Source organism: Lysobacter daejeonensis GH1-9, assembly GCF_000768355.1.
Classification (GTDB): domain Bacteria; phylum Pseudomonadota; class Gammaproteobacteria; order Xanthomonadales; family Xanthomonadaceae; genus Aerolutibacter; species Aerolutibacter daejeonensis.
The window spans coordinates 1-21,685 of record NZ_AVPU01000027.1 but is presented as its reverse complement, the minus strand read 5'-3'; the positions used below and the strand labels follow the sequence as shown (position 1 = coordinate 21,685).

Annotated in this window: 15 protein-coding genes and 1 pseudogene; 7 read left to right on the top strand and 9 right to left on the bottom strand. The window is 66.1% G+C overall.

What is annotated here, in order from left to right:
• The first annotated feature begins 8 nt into the window (after positions 1-8).
• From N800_RS12580 to N800_RS12570, 3 genes are all read left to right on the top strand, one after another.
• On the top strand, positions 9-3,722 hold the full coding sequence (locus tag N800_RS12580) for a TonB-dependent receptor (RefSeq protein ID WP_198032547.1): 3,714 nt from the start codon (positions 9-11) through the stop codon (positions 3,720-3,722).
• A 183-nt stretch (positions 3,723-3,905) separates the two neighbouring features.
• Positions 3,906-4,388, top strand: a complete 483-nt coding sequence (ssb, locus tag N800_RS12575; protein ID WP_036139205.1) for a single-stranded DNA-binding protein — start codon at positions 3,906-3,908, stop codon at positions 4,386-4,388.
• Positions 4,389-4,613: 225 nt separating this feature from the next.
• Positions 4,614-6,596 (top strand): alpha/beta hydrolase family protein, encoded by a 1,983-nt coding sequence (locus N800_RS12570; protein WP_084087628.1) that lies wholly within the window; start codon positions 4,614-4,616, stop codon positions 6,594-6,596.
• Positions 6,597-6,671: 75 nt separating this feature from the next.
• Here the strand turns inward: N800_RS12570 and N800_RS12565 are convergent, their stop codons facing one another.
• The gene (locus N800_RS12565; RefSeq protein ID WP_425476517.1) at positions 6,672-8,249 is read right to left on the bottom strand and encodes a peptide MFS transporter; all 1,578 of its coding nucleotides are present in this window, start codon (positions 8,247-8,249) and stop codon (positions 6,672-6,674) included.
• A 168-nt stretch (positions 8,250-8,417) separates the two neighbouring features.
• On the opposite strand from N800_RS12565, the gene N800_RS12560 reads away from it, so the two are divergent.
• Positions 8,418-10,484: a S9 family peptidase gene (locus N800_RS12560; protein ID WP_036139200.1), complete on the top strand. Its 2,067-nt coding sequence runs from the start codon at positions 8,418-8,420 to the stop codon at positions 10,482-10,484.
• A gap of 184 nt (positions 10,485-10,668) precedes the next feature.
• Here N800_RS12560 and N800_RS12555 read toward each other — a convergent pair whose 3' ends face one another.
• The 8 genes from N800_RS12555 to N800_RS12520 all read right to left on the bottom strand — a co-directional run bounded on the left by N800_RS12555 (position 10,669) and on the right by N800_RS12520 (position 18,718).
• Positions 10,669-11,130, bottom strand: a complete 462-nt coding sequence (locus tag N800_RS12555) for a hypothetical protein (protein WP_036139197.1) — start codon at positions 11,128-11,130, stop codon at positions 10,669-10,671.
• Between the two features lie 193 nt (positions 11,131-11,323).
• Positions 11,324-11,545, bottom strand: a complete 222-nt coding sequence (locus tag N800_RS12550) for a YbdD/YjiX family protein (RefSeq protein ID WP_036139195.1) — start codon at positions 11,543-11,545, stop codon at positions 11,324-11,326.
• On the bottom strand, positions 11,545-13,614 hold the full coding sequence (locus N800_RS12545) for a carbon starvation CstA family protein (protein ID WP_036139186.1): 2,070 nt from the start codon (positions 13,612-13,614) through the stop codon (positions 11,545-11,547). Before N800_RS12545 ends, N800_RS12550 begins: the two co-directional genes overlap by 1 nt.
• Positions 13,615-13,743: 129 nt before the next feature.
• Positions 13,744-14,736 (bottom strand): magnesium and cobalt transport protein CorA, encoded by a 993-nt coding sequence (locus N800_RS12540; RefSeq protein WP_036139183.1) that lies wholly within the window; start codon positions 14,734-14,736, stop codon positions 13,744-13,746.
• 112 nt (positions 14,737-14,848) lie between these two features.
• Positions 14,849-15,928, bottom strand: coding sequence for a lipoprotein N-acyltransferase Lnb domain-containing protein (locus N800_RS12535; RefSeq protein WP_156962993.1), 1,080 nt, complete (start codon positions 15,926-15,928; stop codon positions 14,849-14,851).
• 316 nt (positions 15,929-16,244) lie between these two features.
• A complete protein-coding gene (locus N800_RS12530; protein ID WP_036139179.1) occupies positions 16,245-17,102 on the bottom strand; it encodes a CorC family transporter in 858 nt (285 codons plus the stop codon).
• Between the two features lie 111 nt (positions 17,103-17,213).
• A complete protein-coding gene (ybeY, locus tag N800_RS12525; RefSeq protein ID WP_036139176.1) occupies positions 17,214-17,699 on the bottom strand; it encodes an rRNA maturation RNase YbeY in 486 nt (161 codons plus the stop codon).
• 32 nt (positions 17,700-17,731) lie between these two features.
• Entirely contained in the window at positions 17,732-18,718 is a 987-nt protein-coding gene (locus tag N800_RS12520; protein WP_036139173.1) for a PhoH family protein, read from the bottom strand.
• A gap of 114 nt (positions 18,719-18,832) precedes the next feature.
• Here N800_RS12520 and N800_RS12515 point away from each other — a divergent pair, with 114 nt between their 5' ends.
• The 3 genes and pseudogenes from N800_RS12515 to N800_RS12505 all read left to right on the top strand — a co-directional run.
• A complete protein-coding gene (locus tag N800_RS12515) occupies positions 18,833-20,533 on the top strand; it encodes an amidohydrolase (protein WP_036139170.1) in 1,701 nt (566 codons plus the stop codon).
• A gap of 182 nt (positions 20,534-20,715) precedes the next feature.
• Positions 20,716-21,312: a TetR/AcrR family transcriptional regulator gene (locus tag N800_RS12510; protein ID WP_232227648.1), complete on the top strand. Its 597-nt coding sequence runs from the start codon at positions 20,716-20,718 to the stop codon at positions 21,310-21,312.
• Positions 21,302-21,685, top strand: a pseudogene (locus N800_RS12505) (hemolysin secretion protein D); the annotation flags it as partial. The gene N800_RS12510 and the pseudogene N800_RS12505, both read left to right, overlap by 11 nt.

Genomic DNA, 21,685 nt, shown 5'->3' with positions numbered 1-21,685 from the left:
ATATGACCATGAAGATCAAGATGAAGCTTCTGGACATGACCCTGATCGGTCTGTTGTCCGCAGGTGTGGCCTGGCCGGCCGTGGCACAGGACGCCGCGAGCGGGGCATCCACCGCAGGCGGCGCCGGTGCCCAAGGCGCGCAGTGCCCGGATGGGGTCTGCGACGAAGAGGACGTGCTGGTGTTCCGGGTCCGCACCCGTGGCGAGGAGCGCCCCGTAGCCCAGGGTGAGGACCCCGGCGCGCTGCAGGAGAACCGCCGCGTCGACGTCATCCGTGAGGATGCGTTGCCCGGTTCGGCGCGGATTGCCGGCAAGTTCCAGATCGACCTGCCGGGCGGCGGGTTGATCTGGGCGACCGAGGATCCGACGCTGGGCCAGCCCATCCTCAATGTGCAGGCGGGGTCGACCGTGCCGTTCGAAGGTGGGCGCATCACCGAGCCGCTGCGCTTCCATGGCTACACCAACTACGCCTCTTTCATCGACCGCTTGGAGGTCACCCTCTACCGTGGCGACGACTTGGATCGCGTCACGCCCTTGGCGACGATCACGCTGCCGGTGGCCAACGTCTCCGAAAGGGACTGGGATGGCGCACTACCCGCCGACCTGAACCTGCGCGCGGGTGACGACCTGCTGTACGTGGCGCGTGCCTACGGCAAGGACGGCAGCTTCGACGAGACCATGGGACAACGGATCCAACTGGTCACGCCGGAGCAGCACAAGCGCGGCCTGCAGCAGATCCGCGACACGGTGCAACGCACGCTGGGCATGTCGATGGAGGAGAGCGCGGCACGCAACCGCCAGGTGCAGGACGCGATCTACGGGCGCAGCAACCTGCGGATCCAGAACATCCCGATCTACGGGTCGCGGGTGCGCATCTTCGGGCGCGACGTGCCGGCCAACACGCAGCTGACCATCGACGGGCAGAACTTTCCCGTCGACCAGGAGCGCAAGTTCGTCGCCGAGTTCCTGGAGCCGATCGGCCAGCACCGCTACAACGTGGAGTTGCGCGAAGGCGCCACCGCGAGCCAGCATCCGCTGGACGTCAACGTAACCGGCTCATACCTGTTCCTCGTGGCGCTGGCCGACGTGACCCTGTCGGACAACGACGCGAGCGGCAGTATTGAGCCACTGGCGGCCGGTGACCGGTACGACGACAGCTTCATCACCGACGGTCGCTTGGCCTTCTACCTGAAGGGCAAGGTCAAGGGCAAATACCTGATCACCGCCCAGGCGGACACCCGTGAGCGTGAACTCCGCGACCTGTTCGATGACTTCCACGAAGCCGACCCACAGGACGTGTTCCGTCGCCTTGACCCGGACATGTATTACCCGGTCTACGGCGATGACTCGACCACGTACCGCGACGTCGACACGCAGGGCAAGTTGTACGTTCGCGTGGACTGGAACCAGAACCAGGTGCTGTGGGGCAACTACCACACCGGTATCACGGGTACCGAGTTCGGTCAGTACAACCGCTCGCTGTACGGCGCTGCGCTGAACCTGCGCAGCAACAGCACCACCGTGCTCGGCGACCCCAGGAGCGAGTTGCGCGCCTTCGGTTCCGAGGCGGAGACCGCGCCGGGTCACAGCGAGTTCCTGGGTACCGGCGGCAGCCTGTACTACCTGCGCCATACGGATGTGCTGCCCGGTTCGGACAAGTTGGTGCTGGAAGTGCGTGATCGCACCACCGGACGGGTGGAGGCGCGTGTCGACCTGCAGCGCGGTGCGGACTACGAGATCGACGAGCTGCAAGGCCGTGTCATCCTCACACGTCCGCTGGCGCAGGTGACGCGCGAGAACGTCCGCACGCTGACCCGCGACGCGCCACTGGATGGCTTCGAGCAGGTCCTGCTGGCCGATTACGAATATGTCCCCGCCGGCTTCAACAGCGATGACGTGACCGCGGGTATCCGCGGCCGCCAGTGGCTCGGCGACCACATCGCAGTGGGCGGCACCTACGTTGAGGAGAGCCGCGGCGGCGAGGACTACAGCTTGAAGGGCGTCGACATGATGCTCCAGGCCGGTCGCGGCACGTACCTCAAGCTGGAACAGGCCCGCACCGAATCCACCGCCGCGCCGATCTTCTATTCGGACAACGGTGGCTTGAGCTTCGTGGAACGCAACCCGACCGTGGGTGCCCGCAAGGGTGACGCGAAGTCGGTCGAGGCCCGCGCAAACTTCAAGGAACTGGGCTGGACCGAGCACGACTGGAGCGTGGGCGCCTGGTGGCGCGACATCGACGCCGGCTTCTCCGTGGCCCGCTTCGACTCGGGCGTGGACATCCAGGAACACGGTGCGGAAATCCTCGGCTACTTCACCGAGGCGATGAGCCTATATGCCCGTTACAGCCGCGCCGAGCGTGGATTGGAGGCCTTGGAACAGGCCCAGGCCACCCTGGACTGGCGCGTGACCGAGGACGGTCGGTTCGGTGCCGAACTGCGCAGCCTCAAGGAAGAGCGCCTCTCCGGCGACGTCGACGCGATGCTGGCGGCCATCAGCTACCGGCACCGTTTCAACGCCGCGCTGGAGGTCTATGGCGTTGGCCAGTACACCGTCGATGACGACAACGGTGCCTACGACCGCAACAACCTGCTGACCCTGGGCGCGCGTTACCTGTTCGGTGACCGCTCCAGCGTCGGCGCGGAAGTCAGCAGCGGCAGCCGTGGCCATGGTGGCAAGATCGACGCCGAGTACCGGATGAGCCCCGACCACACCCTCTACGGTGCATACAACTACAGCACCGACAGCACGGAGCGCGACCCGCTGTTCAACAGCGGCCTGCAGAACGGCTGGACCCTTGGCCAGCGCTGGCGCCTGTCCAACCAGGCCACCATGTTCAACGAGAGCCAGTTCCTGAAGGACCGCTACAGCGACGCGTCGGGCATCGCCCATACCTTCGGCATGGACTTCTACCCCGCGGTGGGTTGGAACATGGGCTTCACGTTGATGGATGGCGAACTGGACGCGGTCTCCGGTGGTCAGGTGGACCGTCGCGCCTACAGCGTCAGCGGCGGCCGCACCGATGCCCGCACCCAATGGGCCAGCAAGCTGGAATACCGGCGTGACACCGGTGCGGAGGAGCGTAAGCAGTGGGTGACCACCAACCGCCTGTTCCACAAGATCAACGAGGACTGGCGCATCGCCCTGCGGGCCAACTATGCCGATACGCAGGATGACCAGAGCCCGCTGGCTGACGCCAAGCTGGCCGAGGTCAATGCCGGCTTCGCATGGCGCCCGCATGACAACACCCGCTGGGCGCTGTTCGGCCGCTACACCTACCTGTACGACCTGGTCAGCCTGGGGCAGGACGAGGTGCCGAACGAGCCGTATGACGACGACTACGACCAGAAGAGCCAGGTCCTGTCGTTCGAAGGCATCTACCAGCTCGATGACAAGTGGGAGCTGGCGGGCAAGCTGGCCAGTCGCTGGGGTGACTACCGCATGGGCCGCAACCGCGGCGCATGGCTGGACAGTCGCGCCAACTTCGCGGCCGTTCAGGTCCGCTACCACCTGATCTACAAGTGGGAAGGCATCGGCGAGTACCGCTGGCTGGACGTCAAGGACGGCGGCCGCCGCCAGGGCGCCCTGCTGGGCCTGGACCGGCAGATCGGCGAGAACTTCAAGGTGGGGCTGGGCTACAACTTCACCGATTTCAGCGACGACCTGACCGACCTGGAATACGACAACAAGGGCTGGTTCCTGAACCTGACCGGCTACTACTGACCGGCGGACAGGGCCAACAGGCACGGGCAGGGCCGCGGGAAACCGCGGCCCTGTTGGTTTCCGGCTTCCGGTGCGGCCAATTCCTACGCCGCCAAGCGGCCCCGCCTGATAGCGACGAGCGGCCCGGTATACTGCAATGGCGATCACCGGGCATGCCGGTGACAACTACAGGAAACAACACTCATGGCACGTGGCATCAACAAGGTCATCCTGGTCGGCAACCTCGGCGACGACCCCGAGACCAAGTACACCCAGGGCGGCATGGCCGTGACCAAGGCCCGCGTGGCCACCACCAGCGTCCGCAAGGACCGTGACGGCAACCAGCAGGAGCGCACCGAGTGGCACCGCGTGACCTTCTTCGGCAAGCTGGGCGAGATCGCCGGCGAGTACCTGCGCAAGGGTTCGCAGGTATACGTGGAAGGCAGCATCCGCTACGACAAGTACACCGGCCAGGACGGCGTGGAGCGTTACTCCACCGACATCATCGCCGACGAGATGCAGATGCTGGGCGGTCGCGGCGAAGGCCGTGGCGAGCCCCGTGCGGAGCGTAGCGAGCGCCCGTCGCGTCCACCGATGCGCCAGGAGTCGGCACCCCGCCGTGAAGCGCCGCCGGCCCGCGAGACCAATTTCGCGGATGACTTTGCGGATGATGACATCCCGTTCTAAGACGCAGCCAAAAACTGCAATGCACTTCACAAAAGCCCGCCCCTTGGCGGGCTTTTGCTTATGCAGCCAGCAGGCCGTCCAACATATTCCTTCGACTTTTTCCCACCGGCGATTGGCGGCCACGTGCCGCTTCTAGGGTAGCCTGATGCGCGCGCCCCGGGGGTAGGTCAGGGGTGCAAGTGGCGTGCGGATGCACCAACCAGAATCGGGGAACAGGGAGCTGGAATGAAACAAATTGCAGTGACGGCGGCACTTGCCGTTATGGCGTGGTCAGGCGTTGCAAGCGCAAATGGGGTGGATGTCTCGGCTTTTGTGAAGAGGGACCAGTTCAAGACGATCCAAATCTCGCCGAAAGGCGATTACTACGCAGCGACGGTTCCCCTGGAGGACCGAACCATCCTCGTCGTGATGCGACGTAGCGACAACAAGGTCACCACGAGTTTTGCGCTGGGGCGGAACACGCATGTGGAGGGCTTTGCCTGGGTCAACCACGAGCGCCTGCTCATTTCCGTTTCGGAGAAGATGGGTGCGCTCGCGGAGCCCCGTGGTACCGGGGAAATCTACGCCATCAATGCGCAGGGTGGCGGAGCCGAGATGCTGGTGGGCCAGCGCGTCCAAGGCAACGGCCTGGGGACCAAGATCCAACCCCGGAAAGTGGAGATGGTCGCCGCGCGTCTGGTCGACGATCTTCCTGCCGATGACAAGAACGTCATCATTGCGGTCATGCCATTCAGCGATGACCCGTTCACTCGTGCCGAGCGAATGGACGTCTACACCGGCCGGCGTACCCCGGTGGCGAACGCGCCGGTACGCAATGCGCACTTCGTCACCGACAATGCTGGCGAGGTGCGTTTCGCCCATGGTTTTGGCCTCGACAACCGCTGGAAACTCTATTACCGCGACGCCCGTGGCAACGATTGGCGACTGGTGAATGACGAAGCAGTCTCCGGTACGGCTTGGCAGCCGGTTGGATTCTCCGCCGACAACGCTGTCGCCTACATCGACGCCGTCCAGAAGAGTGGGCCCAATGCGGTGCTGGCCTACGACACGGCCACGGGTACGGCCACGCAGGTGTTGCGAGATGCCGTTGCGGATCCCGCGCGGCATCTTTACGTCAACGGTAGGCCAATCGGCGCCGTGTTCGTGGATGGCAAGCCGAAGTTTGCGTTCTATGACGAGAAGGATCCGCGGGCACGCCTTCACCGAAGTCTCGAGGCTGCACTGGCACCAGACCCGGTGATGATCACTTCCGAAACCGATGACGGGCGCTACGCCTTGGTCGAGACCTGGAGCGACCGCAGTCCAGGCGATTTCTATCTGTTCGATACCCAAGCCAAGAAGCTGTCCCACCTCCTGAGCCGTCGCAGCTGGTTTGACCCGGCCAAGATGGCAGAGATGCGTCCGTTCTCGTTCGCGGCGCGGGACGGCCTGGTGCTGCATGGCTATCTCACGCTGCCTGCAGGCCGGAGCGAGCGGAACCTGCCGCTGGTGGTCATGCCCCACGGTGGGCCCTATGGCGTGCAGGACCATTGGGGGTTCGACGGTGAAGTGCAAATGCTTGCCAATGCGGGATATGGAGTGCTCCAGCTCAATTTCCGCGGCTCGGACGGCTATGGGCAGGCATTCCGGCAGGCCGGCGCAAGGGAGTGGGGCGGAAAGATGCAGAACGACCTCACCGACGCAACCCGTTGGGCAATCGCGCAGGGATACGCTGACGCCAAGCGTATCTGCATCTATGGTGGAAGCTACGGCGGCTATGCAGCCCTGATGGGAGCCGCCAAGGAGCCGGACCTGTACCGTTGCGCCGTCGGCTACGTCGGCGTCTATGATCTGCCGGCCATGCAGAAAGAGGATGCTCGCAACAGCAATCGGGTCGGTAGATGGTCCGCCGAATGGGTAGGTGACCTGGAGAGCCTTGCCGCTGTTTCGCCCAACCGCATGGCGGAGCGAATCAAGGTGCCGGTGTTCCTCGCCGCGGGTGGCGAGGACGAGGTCGCCCCCATTTCGCACTCGAAGTTAATGGAAGCGGCGCTGGTTAAGGCGGGTGCGTCGGTGGAGACGTTGTACTACCCCAATGAAGGCCACGGCTTCTATCTCGAGTCCAACCGCACCGAATTCGCCCGGAGACTGCTGGTATTCCTTTCGCGTCATCTCGGCGGCGCCATGGCCGCGACACCGGCAGAGGGGGCGCCGGACAAAGCCCCCTGAGTTCAAACACACCGGCTAAGCAAAAAGAACCGGCGCCTAGGGCGCCGTTTCTTTTTCGGCCATGGCAGGGAGCAGTCAGTCCTTGACCAACCGCTTCAATAGCGGCGTTGCCAGGAACAGCAGCGCCCCGGCCACCAACCCAATCCACATCATGTTGGTGAATACGTTTCCGTACACAGCCAGTGCCTCGGAACGGCTGGCTTCAGGGGCGATCTCGGCCCAGGTGCCCATGCGGCCGGCGATGATTTCGCCGAACGCCGAGAACAGGAACCATGCGCCCATCATCATGCCCACCGCGCGCGGGATCGACAGCGAAGTCACCGCGGCCAGGCCCACCGGCGACAGCACCATCTCGCCCAGCACCAGCACGAAGTAGGCCAGGATCATCCACCACAAGCTGACGGTAGCGTCGTCGCCAGCATTGGCAGCGGCAAACGACAGTACGCCAAACGCCAGGCCGCAGAACACCAGGCCCCAGGCAAACTTCGCCGGGTAGCTCGGGTTGAGGCCGACCTTGTCCAGGCGCGGCCAGATCCAGGCGAACACCGGGCTCAGCGCGATCACGAACAGTGCACCGATGGCGGTGGTCTGGCCGGCGGTCCACTCGATACCGAAAGTGGTGCGGTCCATCACGCGGTCGGCCATCGCCACCCACGGGCCATAGGTCTGCTCGTACAGGCCCCAGAACAGCGCGCTGACGGTAATCAGCGTCATCAGCATCACCATCCGGCCCTTCTCAGCGGCGCTGATGCCGGAGAACAGAAGGCGGATGAACCAGATGTACAGGCCGGCGCCCAACAGCACCGCGACCACTTCCGTCAGCGTCACTTCATGGCCGCCGAACAGCGCCGACAGCGGGCCGAAGTTGATGCGCGTCTGCAGCACTTGCCACACGACCACCGTCAGCAGCAGGCCACCGAGGTAGATGACGCGTTCGCGCGACAGGCCGGCCAGCACCGGGACCTGTAGCAGGGCAGGGTCCGCGGGTTCTGCATGGCCGAGCAGGTGCTTGCGGCCCCACAGGAACTGCACCAGGCCCAGCGCCATCATGATGCCGGCCAGGGCAAAGCCATACCCCCAGCCGATCTTCTCGCCGATCCAGGCCACGATCAGCGACGAGAGAAATGCGCCGACGTTGATGCCCATGTAGAAGATGGTGAAGCCGGAGTCGCGGCGCGGGTCGTTGGCGGGATACAGCCGGCCGACGATGGTGGAGATGTTGGGCTTGAGGAAGCCCACGCCCACGCCGATCAGCGCCAGCGAGAAGTACATCACCTGCACCGCGAAGGCGTCCTGTGCGCCTGCACCCTGCGTGCCGCTGGCCGCATGGCCCGTGTAGGCCATGCCCAACTGCCCCAGCACCAGCAGCATGCCGCCGTATACCACGGCCTTGCGCATGCCCAGGTACTTGTCCGCCAGCAGGCCACCCAGCAACGGCAAGGCGTAGGCCAGGCCGGCATAGGTGCCCAGCAGCAGGTAGCCGTCGGTGTCGCTGAACAGATGATGCTTGGTCAGGTACAGGAAGAGCAGCGCCTTCATGCCGTAGAAGGCAAAGCGCTCCCACATCTCGGTCAGGAAGCAGACGTAGAGGCCCTTTGGGTGGCCCATGAACTCGCCCGTGGAGGGCAGGGGTGAGGCGGTGGTGGCAGTCACAAGGCACTCCGGGCCAAACGGTCGGGCGAGTATAGCCGCCGGCCGTCGGAAGTCCGCGAGTGGATGGGCGCGCGCCTTTTGCTGCACCCGCAGCATGACTTTGGAACTTTGCGAAGCCCCATCGCGACGGCCTACCATCGCGTTTTCGACCGCTAGGGATCCACCCCCATGACGTTCCGCCATGCCCTCCTGCCGTTGCTGGTCGCAACGGCACTGTCCGCCCATGCCGCCCCGCGCGGCCTCGATGTCCGCGACCTGGCGGCCATGGACCGCCACTCTTCGCCTACGCTGTCGTCGAACGGCCGCCTGGTGGTGTTCGCCAAGCGCGTGGTCGACCTGCAGGCCAACAAGTCGTCCACCTCGCTGTGGATCGAGGACCTGTTCGCCCGCGACGCGGCGCCGCCCAAGCGGCTGACCCCCGAGGGTTGGAACGTCAATTCGCCGGCCTTCTCGCCTGACGGCAAGACGGTGTACTTCCTCAGCAGCAAGTCCGGGTCCTCGCAGCTGTACGCCATTCCGGCCGCGGGCGGCACGCCGCGCCAGGTCACCGATCTCCCGACCGACGTGGGCGGGTTCCTGATTTCGCCTGACGGCAAGCGTGTCGCGTTCAACACCGAAGCCTTCGCCGATTGCGGCGCGGACCTCGCGTGCACCAAACAGCGGCTGGACAAGGCCGGTGAGCGCAAGAGCACCGGCCAGGTGTTCGACCGCATGTTCATCCGCCACTGGGATGCCTGGAACGATGGTCGCCTCAACCGCGTGTTCGTGGCGGGGCTGCCGGCGGCAGGCAAGCCGTCGGTCACGCGCGCCACGCTCGTGGGCGGTGACGTCATCGGTGACGTGCCCTCGCGTCCGTTTGGCGACAGCAGCGAGTACACCTGGGCGCCCAACGGCAAGACGCTGGTGCTGAGTGCGCGCAATGCCGACCGCGCCGAGCCGTGGTCCACCAACTTCGACCTGTACCAGGTCAATGCCGATGGCAGCGGCACGGCCCGCAACCTTACCGCCGACAACCCGGCGTGGGACACCGGCGCCGTGTTCGCGCGCAACGGCCAGAAGCTGTTCTACCGTGCGATGAAGCGTCCCGGTTTCGAAGCCGACCGCTTCGCGCTGATGGAACTGGACCTCGCGACCGGCAAGCGCCGCGAGATCGCCCCCAAGTGGGACCGCTCGGCCGATAGCATCACGCTCTCCGCCGATGGCCAGACGATCTACACGCCCGCCGGCGAACTGGGCGAGCACCCGTTGTTCGCGGTGCACGTGGCCAGCGGCGCCGTGACCAAGCTGGTGGGCGATGGCTCGGTCGGGTCGGTGCAGTTGGCCGGCCCCACGCTGGCCTTCACCCGCAACAGCCTCAAGAGCGGGGACCAGGTCATGACCGGCGGCATCAGTGGCGCACCGTTGCGTGCCATTACCCCCAGCGCCGGTGAGATGCTCAAGGACGTGGCTTTTGGCGACTTCGAACAGTTCAGCTTCAAGGGCTGGAACGGCGACACCGTGTACGGCTACGTCGTGAAGCCGTGGAATTACGAGGAAGGCAAGAAGTACCCGGTCGCCTTCCTGATCCACGGTGGTCCGCAGGGCAGCTTCGGCAACGGCTGGAGCTATCGTTGGAACCCGCAGACCTACGCGGGCCAGGGCTACGTGGCGGTGATGATCGACTTCCATGGGTCCACCGGCTACGGTCAGGCGTTCACCGATTCGATCAGCCAGCACTGGGGCGACCGCCCACTGGAAGACCTGCAGAAGGGCTGGGCCGCCGCGCAGAAGCAGTACGCCTTCATCGACGGCGACAAGGCCTGCGCGCTGGGCGCCAGCTACGGCGGCTTCATGGTCAACTGGATCGCCGGCAACTGGAACGGGCCGTGGAAGTGCCTGGTCAACCACGACGGCGTGTTCGACCAGCGCATGATGGGCTATGCCACCGAGGAACTGTGGTTCACCGAGTGGGAGCAGGGCGGTACCCCGTACGACGTGCCGAAGAACTACGAGCAGTTCAACCCGGTCAACCACGTCAAGGATTGGAAGAAGCCGATGCTGGTGATCCACGGCCAGCAGGACTTCCGCATACCGGTGGAGCAGGGTATCGCCGCGTTCACTGCGCTGCAGCGCCAGGGCATCGACTCGCAGTTCCTGTACTTCCCCGACGAGAACCACTGGGTGCTCAAACCGCAGAACAGCATCCAATGGCATGACACGGTCAATGCCTGGCTGAAGAAGCACATCGGGCACTAAGGCCCGACGCGCCGCTCCTGCCAGCCCAGGTGCGACGGCAGCACGTCGGCCTATGGGGCCTGGCCGTATCGGATTCGCGACACGGCCCAGGCCGCCCGCAGGCCCGGCCTGCAGGCCGAACCGCGCTCACACAAAAAAAGCCCCCAGGCCAAGGCCCGGGGGCTTTGCGGTCAGGCAACAGCGGTCAGTTGAGCGGGCAGCCATCCGGCCCGTTGTTGATGCTGTCGAAGTAGGTCGCGCGCGTCAGGATCGTGGGGCGCCACTGCGACTCGAGCCTGTCAACGGTGCTGTTGATGATCTCGGCAGGCTCGTCCTCGAACGCCAGTCCCAGCGCTTCGGCATTCAGCAGCGCCGCGACGGCCGCACGCAGCAGGATCTGGGTTGCGCCTTCCACGCCCGGGCCTCCGCCGTAGTTCAATGCCTCGAGGAAGGTGTCATCCGGCACGTACTCCGGCGGGGCGGTGACAAAGACATCGCGCAGCAGCGTATTGGGCTCGTACGGGAAGGGCCAGGAGTCGAAGTGCTGCTCCTGCTTCCAATAGCCGGGCGTGCAGCCATTGTCGCCGTCCCATGCCAATGCGCTGTTGCAGGCCAAGGACAAGGCAAGCGTGGTGACGACACCAAGGAATGCGGAACGGGTTTTCATAGGGGCGTGCTCCATGTGTGGTCGACTGTGCGCCTCCCCCGTCTTCTGCCGTCGCATGGTCTGCCATGTGGCTTGGAAGAAGCTGCATAAGGGCAAACGAAGCGTTGCGCCTCGTGAGGTCGAACAAAATCGGGCATCACCCATTAGGGGGGTGTCACCGTCCTGGAGCGGGTCGCCCCGCCAGGACGGTGCGTCAGCAGCAGCGGAATCCGCCGCCCCCGTACCGCGCCTCCTGCCGTTGCCGGAAGAACGTGGCGTAGTCGGGGATCGGGCGCTCCGGGTGTTTCTCCATCAGGTGCCGGACGTAGTTGTCGTAGTCCGGCACCCCGCAGCACAGCCGCGCCGTCTGCACCAGCCGCCGCCACACGCGGCGCATCTGTTGGTGCTCGCCGGCGGGGACCAGTGCAGTGCCCATCAGAGGTTCATCTCATGCGGTTTCAGGGCCACGTATGCGGTCTCGCGGTCGGTGCGCGAACCTTCGCGGCGCGCGGCCAGGATGGCCTTGACCGAGTACACCAGCACCGCGAACACCACGAACAGGAACAGCGCCGTCAGACCCGCGTTGATGTAGTTGTTGATCATCACCTGCTGCATCGCGCCCATGCTCTTGGCCGGGGCGATGATCTCGCCGGCGGCAATCGCGGCCTTGTATTTGTTGGCCTGGGCCAGGAAGCCGATGGCCGGCGTCGCGTCGAAGATCTTGATGAAGCCCGCCGCCGTGGTGCACACCAGCAGCCACGTGGTCGGGATGATGGTGACCCACGCGTAGCGGTCCTTCTTCATCTTGAACAGCACCACCGTGCACAGCATCAGCGCGATGCCCGCCAGCATCTGGTTGGCGATGCCGAACAGCGGCCACAGCATGTTGATGCCGCCCAGTGGATCGGTGACGCCCTGGTACAGGAAGTAACCCCACATCGCCACGCAGCCCGCGGTGGCCAACACGTTCGGGCCCCATGCGTCGGTCCTGCGCAGCGCCGGAACGAAGTTGCCCAGCAGGTCCTGCAGCATGAAGCGGCCGGCGCGCGTGCCCGCATCCACCGCGGTGAGGATGAACAGCGCTTCGAACAGGATGGCGAAGTGGTACCAGAACGCCATCATCCCCTCGCCCGGCAGCACTGCGTGCAGGATCTGCGCAATGCCCACCGCCAGCGTCGGCGCGCCACCGGCACGCGACAGGATCGACGCCTCGCCGATGTCGTTGGCCGTCTGCGACAACACGTCCGGCGTGACCACGAAGCCCCACTGGGTGATGGTCTGCGCGGCCCCCACCGGATCGGTGCCGATTACCGCCGCGGGGCTGTTCATGGCGAAGTAAACGCCGGGGTCGATGACCGAAGCCGCGACCATCGCCATGATCGCAACGAACGACTCCATCAGCATGCCGCCGTAACCGATGTAGCGCGCGTGGCCTTCATTGGCCAGCAGCTTGGGCGTGGTGCCCGAGCTGATCAGCGCATGGAAGCCCGACACCGCGCCGCAGGCGATGGTGATGAACAGGAACGGGAACATACCGCCCTTCCACACCGGGCCCGTGCCGTCGGTGAACTGCGTCAGCGCCGGCATGCGCAGGTCGGGCATGACGATGAAGATGCCGATGGCCAGGCCGACGATGGTACCGATCTTGAGGAAGGTGGACAGGTAGTCACGCGGCGCCAGCACCAGCCACACCGGCAGCACCGCCGCGATGAAGCCGTAACCGATCAGCATCCACGTGATCTGGGTGCCGGTGAAGGTAAACGCAGGGCCCCACTCAGGGTGTGCGGCGACCTTGCCGCCGAGCCAGATCGACAGCAGCAGGAGCGCGATGCCGACCACCGAGATCTCACCAATCTTGCCCGGGCGGATGTAGCGCATGTACACGCCCATCAATACCGCGATCGGGATGGTGGCCATCACCGTGAACATGCCCCACGGGCTTTCGGCCAGCGCCTTCACCACGATCATCGCCAGTACCGCGAGGATGATGATCATGATCAGGAACGCACCGAACAACGCGATCGTGCCAGGCACCTGGCCCATTTCCTCGCGCACCAGGTCGCCCAGCGAGCGACCATTGCGACGGCTGGACACGAACAGCACCATGAAGTCCTGCACCGCGCCCGCCAGCACCACGCCGGCGATCAGCCACAACGTGCCGGGCAGGTAGCCCATCTGCGCCGCCAGCACCGGGCCGACCAGCGGGCCCGCACCCGCAATGGCCGCGAAGTGGTGGCCAAACAGCACGTGCTTGTTGGTGGGCACGTAGTCCAGGCCGTCGTTGTTGATCACCGCGGGCGTGGCGCGCGTGGGATCCAGCCCCATCACCTTGGTGGCGATGAACAGGCTGTAGTAACGGTAGGCGACCAGATAGATCGACACTGCCGCCACCACGATCCACAACGCATTGATCTGCTCGCCGCGTCGCAGCGCGAGCACTCCCAGACACACGGCGCCCAGCACGGCCAACGCCGCCCAGGCCAACCTGGCGATTCCACCCTTCATGCAAATGCCTCCCAATTGACTCTGGAAGGGTCTCCCCCGGGGGACGGGGGGTCAATCCGCAGTGCGGCATAAACCGTGCAACTTTGGTCTATGCGCCGACCAAGGTCGAAGCCGGTGCCGTGACGGCTGTTACAGCCAGCGTGCGCGCTTGAACATCCGATACAGGGCCAGGCAGGTCGTCGCCACCACGCCGATCAGGATGGCGTAGCTCCAGCGTCCCGCCAATTCAGGCATATGAATGAAGTTCATGCCGTACCAGCTGGCGATCAAGGTGGGTGCGGCCAGCAACGCCGCCCAGGCACCCAGCCGCTTCACCACTTCACCCTGGTGCACGGTGACCAGCGACAGGTTCACGCTGACCGCTGCGGTCAGCATCTCGCGCAGCGTGTCGGTGCTTTCGTTGATGCGCACGGCATGGTCCAGCACGTCGCGCACGTACAACTGGATCTCGTCGTCGATCAGTCCACCGCGTGAGCGGGTCAACTGCCCCAGGATGTCCTGCAGCGGCGCCACCGCCATGCGCAGGCGGGTCAGCTCGCGCTTGAGGTCGTAGAGCTCGCGCACCGTGCTGGGGCGGAACTGGTCGGAGAAGATGTCCTGCTCCAATTCGTTGAGTTCGTGGTTGAAGCCGTCGACGATCGGGATGAAGTTGTCGACCACCATGTCCAGCACCGCGTACAGGCCTGCACCGGGACCGTGACGGAGCAGGTCGGGCTCGCGCTCCATCCGCGCACGGGCGGCGGCGTAGCTGGACGATGCCCCGTGGCGCACCGTCACCAGGTAGCGGGGGCCGACGAACAGGTGGGTCTCGCCGAAGCGGATGCGGCTGTCCACGGTCTGTGCCGTATGGATGACGACGAACAGCGAACTGCCGTATGTCTCCAGCTTGGGTCGCTGGTGCGCCTTGTGCGCATCCTCGACCGCCAGGTCGTGCAGGCCGAATTCCTCCTGCAGTTTGTCGAGGATGTCCTCGCTGGGTTCGTACAATCCGACCCAGACGAAACTGCCGTCGTCGACCGCCAGCACGTCGCTGATGGCGTCCAGCGCGATGTCGCGGCGCCCTCCCTCCCGGTCGTACGCGACGCAGTTGATGACGCACTTGGGCATGTCGGCGCGGCTCATGGGCTGTGATCTTGGGCGCTACGGTGCAGCGAGACAAGTTGCGCCCGGCCCCGACACGCTCGGGATGTGGCGGCCTGCGGCCCACCGCGGCGACGCGGGGCCGGCAGCAGGCTCACCGGCGGCGCAGACCGGCCAACAGCCCCAAATGGATGGGCAACAGCAGGGCGATCCAGTGTGCATTGCGCTGCGGCGCGAGCGGCAGCCAATGGGCAAACATGCCGACCAGGGCCAATGTTGCCACCAGCACCAGAACCGTATCGAACCAGGCACCGGCCTTGCGCCCGAGGAGCAGGCGCACGGCCCCCGGAAGCAACAGCCACGCCAGCGGATTCAACAGGAAGAGGTTGTGATTGGTCCACGCGAAGCGGTGCTCGGTCCCGAGCCAGAGGAACAGCAGCAGGACACCCACAACGCCCGACAGCGTCCAGAATGGCAAGGCCACCGCGGCCGTGCCGCGCGGGTAACGACGGCCCGCCCACGCCGATGCACCGCCAATGGCAAGACCCCACATGGCCCACAGCCACCAGCGTTGGCCGCGCTCCTCTGGTTCCGGCGCCAGGCGGTGCGCAAGTATCTCGTGCTGGCCGCGGACCACCGGGCGACCATCGGTGTGTTTGACCTCAGCCAGCGCCGCCGCCAGTCGCATCGGGACAAACGCCTCGTCCCACAGCGCCAGTGGCACGTCCGCCGCCGGACCCAGGCCGATGTCGAAACCCAGCCACATCCAGAACTCCGGCGAGGCCAGGCGCATGGCCTCGCTGCGGTAGGTGTTGCCCTGCGAGCGGCCTTCCAGCTGGCTGCGCATGCGGCCATGCAGGGCGCGATCCAGGGCGTCGCGCACCCGGGTGGAGCAGTTGTCCAGGAAGTAGTCGTAGCGGTAGCGCGCGTTTTCAGGACGAGCGTTCTCGGCCAGTGCGGCGGCCAGCTGTCGCGCGTCCTCGGCCGGCAGGTCGAGCCATTGGATGCTTACGCCGCGGCCTTCGGCGTCGTACGTGGCCAGGTCCTGGTCGACGGGCAGGGCGACCAGCTGGTAGCGCATGTCGCCACGGACGAAGCGTGAGGTGAAGTCCGGCTCGTCCAGATCGAAGAAGCCGAAGTTGTACGACGTGGCTGCGCGGGTATCCGGGTCGACGACGACGATGGCATCGTGGCCGAACCGCTCCCAGAAGATCTCGCCGGGCAGCATCGTCATCACGCCGATGTCCGGTGCAGGGCCGGTGGCGGACGGGGACGCCGGGATGCTGTCAGGTGGCGCCGTGGGAGTAGGGGCGGGCGGCCGTGGAGCGGCCGGACGTCCCGCGGTGCCCTCGCCGGCCGTGGCCGTCCCGGGGGTGGTTGCCGTGGCCGAGGCCGAGGCCGACGACGGGGACAGACTTGTTGTATCCGCGACGGGGGCAGCCACCGCCGCGGCATGCATCGCGAAGCCGATGAGTGCCCATCCGAGCGCGCCTCGCGCGCGGGCGAGCCAGCCCATACGTTGCGCCCGGCCCGTCACGCGGGCGCCACCGTCAGGCGTCACCCAGCACGCCCACGTGGAAGGCATGGATGCGGCGCGCATCGGCACTGGCCACCCGGAACACGAAACGGCCCAGCGTCAATTCCTCGCCCGCTTCCGGCAGGTGGCCAATGGCCGCGACGACCAGGCCGCCGATCGTGTCGTATTCATCGTCGTCGAAGTCTGCCTTGAAGCGCTCGTTGAAATCGCCGATCGGCGTCAGCGCATCGACCACGAACTGGCCATCGGCCTGTGCCGCGATCAGCGCGTTGGGGTCCTCGGCGTCATCATGCTCGTCGTCGATGTCGCCGACGATCTGCTCCAGCACGTCCTCGATGGTGACCAGGCCGGCCACGCCGCCGTGTTCGTCGATGACGATGGCCATGTGGTTGCGCGACTGGCGGAACTCGCGCAGCAGCACGTCCAGGCGCTTGGATTCGGGAATCAGCACCGCGGGGCGCAGCAATTCGTGGATGGTGCCCGGGCCGTGGTCCGCCACCACGCCACGCAGCAGGTCCTTGGCCAGCAGGATGCCGAGGATCTCGTCCTTCTCCTCGCCATGCACCGGGAAGCGCGAATGGCCGGACTCGACCACCAGCTTCATCAGGTCGAGGAACTTGGCTTCGGCGGGCAGGGCGACCATCTGCGAGCGCGGGATCATCACGTCGCCGACGGTCAGGTCGGAGACGGCGATGGCGCCTTCCATCATCCGCAGGGTGTCGGCGGCGATCAGGCCATCGGCCTGGGCATCGCGCAGCAGCTCGACCAGGTCTTCACGGGTGGTGGGCTCGCCGGACAGCGCGGAGCTGATGCGTTCGAGCCAGGAGCGCCGTTCCGGCGCGTGGGAGTTACTACTGTCGTCCTCGGACATGGGGCATGATCAGGCGCCCCCTGGGGGATGGGGGCATTCAGGAAGTCTAACGCGGTTGGTGCGCAAAACGGTGAAACCGCGCCGGGTGGGGCCGGGGAGCCGACCTGCGGGTCAGCCTTCCACCGCGTACGGGTCCTCGACGCCCAGCGAAGCCAGGATTTCGCGCTCCAGTTGCTCCATGCAGTCGGCTTCGCGCTCGTCTTCGTGATCCCAACCCAACAGGTGCAGCACGCCATGCACGGTCATGTGCGCGTAGTGCGCGGCCAGCGACTTGCCCTGTTCCCGTGCTTCGCGGGCGACCACCGGCGCGCAGATCACCAGGTCGCCCAGCAGCGGCATCTTCACCCCCTTCGGCAGGCCTTCGGGCACATCGGCCGGAAAGCTGAGCACGTTGGTCGCGTAATCCTTGCCGCGGTAGTGGTGGTTCATCGACTGCCCTTCCTTGGTGTCGACGATGCGGATGGCCAGGTCGGCTTCGCGGATGCGCCCCTCCAGTGCCGCTGCCACCCACTTGCGGAAACTGGTGGCGGACGGAATGCCGGCACGCGGCAAGCCGTAGCTGATGGAGACGTCGAGACGGGTGGGGCCTACGGTCATGGGAGTGGACCAATGATCAGTGGGGGAGGGGCTCAGGGCGTGGCGCCGCTCTGCGCGTTCTTCTCGTCGCGTGAGTCGTAGGCGTCGACGATGCGCGCCACCAGCGGGTGTCGCACCACGTCGCGCGCCTCGAAGAAGGTGAAGCTGATGCCGTTGACGTGGTGCAGCACTTCCAGCGCGTCCTTCAGCCCGGACTTCTGGTGGCGCGGCAGGTCGATCTGGGTCATGTCACCGGTGACCACGGCGGTGCTGCCGTAGCCGATGCGGGTCAGGAACATCTTCATCTGCTCGATCGTGGTGTTCTGCGCTTCGTCGAGGATGACAAACGCATCGTTAAGCGTGCGTCCGCGCATGTATGCCAGGGGCGCGATCTCGATGACGTTCTTCTCGAGCAGCTTCACCACCTTCTCCACGCCCAGCATCTCGTACAGCGCGTCGTACAGCGGGCGCAGGTACGGGTCTACCTTCTGCGTGAGGTCGCCGGGCAGGAAGCCAAGCTTCTCGCCGGCCTCGACCGCGGGGCGCACCAGGATCAGGCGTTGCACGCGGCCTTCGTTCAATGCTTCCACCGCGCTGGCCACGGCCAGGTAGGTCTTGCCCGTGCCGGCGGGGCCGATACCGAAGTTGATGTCGTGTACTGCAATGGCATGCAGGTATTTGGCCTGGTTGGCGCCGCGGCCGCGAATGGTGCCGCGCTTGGTGCGGATCGCCACTTCCTGCGGCTCGATGTCCCGCTCGACCACGCCATCGGCGTCGGCCTCGGCGAGACGCAGGTGGATGGCGGGCTCGTCCAGCGTTTCGTTGGCTGCATCGGTCCACAGGTCGCGGAGCAGGCGTTCGGCCTTGCCCACGGCAGCCTGCGGGCCCACCACGCGGAACACGTTGCCGCGGTTGGCGATCTCCACACCGAGGCGCAGCTCGATCATGCGCAGGTGGCCGTCGAAGGGGCCACTGAGGTTGGCAAGGCGCTCGGCCTCGGGCGGATCGAGGGTGAATTCGGAAGTGGTTCGCGAAGACATGGGTGACTGGGTCGGGGGAAAGGCGCAGTGCGGGTGGGTGCGCAGGTTGTCAGCTTGCGCCTGTCGCCGCTTTTTCGCAAAGTGCCGCGACATCTCATTCAGCAGGATGCCGCAATGCGCGCATGCAAGCCTTCTCGGATCGCCCAGGTGATCGCGTTGTCGCTGGCAGCCATGGCGATCCCGGCCCATGCGGCCAAGGTCACCGTGCTTACCGCGGGTCAGATCCACACGATGGACACCGCGCATCCGCGCGCGCAGGCAATGGCCTATGACGACAGTGGTGCGATTCTGGCGCTGGGCGACAGCGCCAGCCTGCTGGCGAAGTACCCGAAGGCGGCGCGCATCGACGTGGGCACTGCCACCGTCGTGCCGGGCCTGATTGACGCACACGGCCACGTGGCGGGACTCGGCCTTGCAAAGCTGCGCGCCAACGTTGTCGACACCCGTAGCAAGGCCGAGGTGCTGCAGCGACTGCGCGAGTTCGCACGCGGCCTGCCGCCTGACACCTGGTTGCTGGGCCGCGGTTGGGACCAGAACGACTGGCCGGACAAGCAGTTCCCGACGGCTGCCGACCTGGATGCCGTGTTCCCCGATCGCCCGGTGTGGCTGCGCCGCGTGGACGGTCATGCGGCCTGGGGCAACACCGCGGCGATGCGCGTCGTGAAGCGCGACCTGGAAGGTGATTGGCAGCCCGATGGCGGCCAGATCCTGCGCGACACCCAAGGCGTGCCGACTGGCGTGTTCGTCGATGCCGCGATGGATCTCATCGAAGCGGCAATGCCGGCGATGGACGAGGCGACTGCCGAGCGCGCGCTGGTCCTGGGGATGCAGTCGGCTGTGGAACACGGCTTGACCGGTGTGCACGACGCCGGGGTGTCGCTGTCGCAGTTGCATGCGTACCAGCGCCTCGCCGATCGTCGCGCGATGCCGCTGCGTGTCTATGCGATGGCGGACGGTGATGGCGCCGCGCTGGACGCACTGTGCAAGGGCGGGCTGTACCGCCACGCCGGTGGCCGCCTTGAGATGCGTGCGCTGAAGCTTTACGCCGACGGTGCGCTCGGCAGCCGCGGCGCGGCCATGCTGGAACCTTACAGCGACGATCACGCCAATCGTGGTCTGCTGCTGATGAAGCCCGAGGAGCTTGCCCGCGTCACCGCCAGGGCCCGCGAATGCGGCGTGCAGGTGGCCACCCACGCCATCGGCGACCGTGGCAACCGCGAGGTGGTCGAGGCCTACGCCCAGGCGCTTGGCAAGGCGCACCCCGCCGAATACCGTTGGCGCATCGAGCATGCGCAGGTGCTGTCGCCGGAGGACCTGCCGCGATTGGCCCCATTGGGCATCATCGCGTCCATGCAGCCCACGCACGCCACCAGCGACATGCCCTGGGCTGAAGACCGCGTGGGGCCCCAGCGCATCGTCGGCGCGTATGCATGGCGGCAGTTGCGCGACACGGGTACGCGGCTGGCGCTGGGTTCGGATTTTCCGGTCGAATCGGTGGACCCACGGCTGGGCCTGTACGCAGCCACCACCCGTTCCGATGCCGAAGGCACGCCGCTCGGCGGCTGGCATCCGGAAGAAAAACTGACGGCCTACGAGGCGCTGCGCGGCTTCACCCTGGATGCCGCCTATGCCGGTTTTGCCGAGTCGCGTGTAGGCAGCCTGGTGCCGGGTAAGCGTGCCGACTTCGTCGTGTTGGCGCAGGACCCGCTGGCCATCCCGCCCGCACAGTTGCGCACGCTGGACGTGCAGGCCACTTATGTCGATGGGCGCCCCGTCTACCGGGCCGGCGGGGGAGTGGGCGCTTCGCCAAGGTAAAGGCGGGCTCTTCGCCCGAAATAGGTTTGACTCCCGTTGGGCCCGCCACGGGCAGTGCCGCTCGTCGGCTGTATCTTGCAATTAATTATTCAATCAATTAATTAAGGGGCATGGCCCAGACCACAAATCAACCCAAACCTCGCCGCCGTGCCCCTGGGCGCCCGGCCGCCGATGGCGCGGACTTGCGCGAACGTCTTCTCGACGCGGCGATTGCCTGTTACGTGCGGCAGGGCATCGCCGGCGCGTCGCTGCGGATGATCGCCACCGAAGCCGGTACCACGCCGGCCCTGCTGCATTACTACTTTGGCGACAAGCAGCAGCTGCAGGAGGCCGTGGCCCAGGAGCGCGTACTGCCCACGCTTGGCATCGTCATCGCCGAGATGACCTCGGCCGGCGACGACATCGCCGCGGTCATCGCCGCGTTCGTAAGGGGGGTCGGAAAGGCGGTCGCATCGGCGCCCTGGCTGCCCCCACTGTGGGTACGCGAGGTGCTGTGCGAAGGCGGTGCCCTCCGCGGGCTGCTGGTGGACACCATCGTGCCGAAGGTGCCGGCACTGCTGGTCCAGCGATTGGCACAGGCACAACGCAAAGGGGGGCTGAATCCCGACCTGGATCCGCGCTTGTTGGTGGTGTCGCTCGTCGGATTGACGCTGTTCCCGGCGGCCAGCGCGGGCATATGGAAGTCGGTGTTCGGCGCGCACGACGTTACCCCGGACATGCTCCACCAGCACACCATTGCCCTGCTGGACCGCGGGCTGGAGTTGCGTGATGCGAAGTGACTTTCTGATCGTCGGGCTTGCTGGCGCTTTTGTCGTGGCGGCAGTGGCCGGTTGTACGCCCAGCCCGCCGCAAGCGCTGGGCACGTTGGAATACGATCGCATCACCGTGCCGTCGCCCGCGGCCGAGCGCATCGTCGCCGTCGAGGTCCGCGAGGGCGAACGCGTTGCCGAGGGGCAACCCCTGTTGCGTCTGGACCGCATCCGGGTGGCCGCCGTCACCGACGCCGCGCGTGCCGACGAGGCACGCGGACGCGCGGCGCTGGCCGAGCTGGAGGCCGGGCCCCGCCAGGAGGCGATCGACCGAGCTCGTGCCACATTGGCCGCCGCAGAGGCCCAGGCGCGCGACACTGACGCTTACTACCGCCGCGTGCAG

What these genes read in the sequence shown, in the direction of transcription:
- ybeY (WP_036139176.1), bottom strand. Translation starts at nt 17,699, where the DNA reads ATGACCGTAGGCCCCACCCGTCTCGACGTCTCCATCAGCTACGGCTTG.
- N800_RS12580 (WP_198032547.1), top strand. Translation starts at nt 9, where the DNA reads ATGAAGATCAAGATGAAGCTTCTGGACATGACCCTGATCGGTCTGTTG.
- N800_RS12530 (WP_036139179.1), bottom strand. Translation starts at nt 17,102, where the DNA reads ATGTCCGAGGACGACAGTAGTAACTCCCACGCGCCGGAACGGCGCTCC.
- N800_RS12545 (WP_036139186.1), bottom strand. Translation starts at nt 13,614, where the DNA reads ATGAAGGGTGGAATCGCCAGGTTGGCCTGGGCGGCGTTGGCCGTGCTG.
- N800_RS12560 (WP_036139200.1), top strand. Translation starts at nt 8,418, where the DNA reads ATGACGTTCCGCCATGCCCTCCTGCCGTTGCTGGTCGCAACGGCACTG.
- N800_RS12520 (WP_036139173.1), bottom strand. Translation starts at nt 18,718, where the DNA reads ATGTCTTCGCGAACCACTTCCGAATTCACCCTCGATCCGCCCGAGGCC.
- N800_RS12570 (WP_084087628.1), top strand. Translation starts at nt 4,614, where the DNA reads ATGAAACAAATTGCAGTGACGGCGGCACTTGCCGTTATGGCGTGGTCA.
- N800_RS12535 (WP_156962993.1), bottom strand. Translation starts at nt 15,928, where the DNA reads ATGACGATGCTGCCCGGCGAGATCTTCTGGGAGCGGTTCGGCCACGAT.
- N800_RS12550 (WP_036139195.1), bottom strand. Translation starts at nt 11,545, where the DNA reads ATGGGCACTGCACTGGTCCCCGCCGGCGAGCACCAACAGATGCGCCGC.
- N800_RS12555 (WP_036139197.1), bottom strand. Translation starts at nt 11,130, where the DNA reads ATGAAAACCCGTTCCGCATTCCTTGGTGTCGTCACCACGCTTGCCTTG.
- N800_RS12515 (WP_036139170.1), top strand. Translation starts at nt 18,833, where the DNA reads ATGCGCGCATGCAAGCCTTCTCGGATCGCCCAGGTGATCGCGTTGTCG.
- N800_RS12540 (WP_036139183.1), bottom strand. Translation starts at nt 14,736, where the DNA reads ATGAGCCGCGCCGACATGCCCAAGTGCGTCATCAACTGCGTCGCGTAC.
- ssb (WP_036139205.1), top strand. Translation starts at nt 3,906, where the DNA reads ATGGCACGTGGCATCAACAAGGTCATCCTGGTCGGCAACCTCGGCGAC.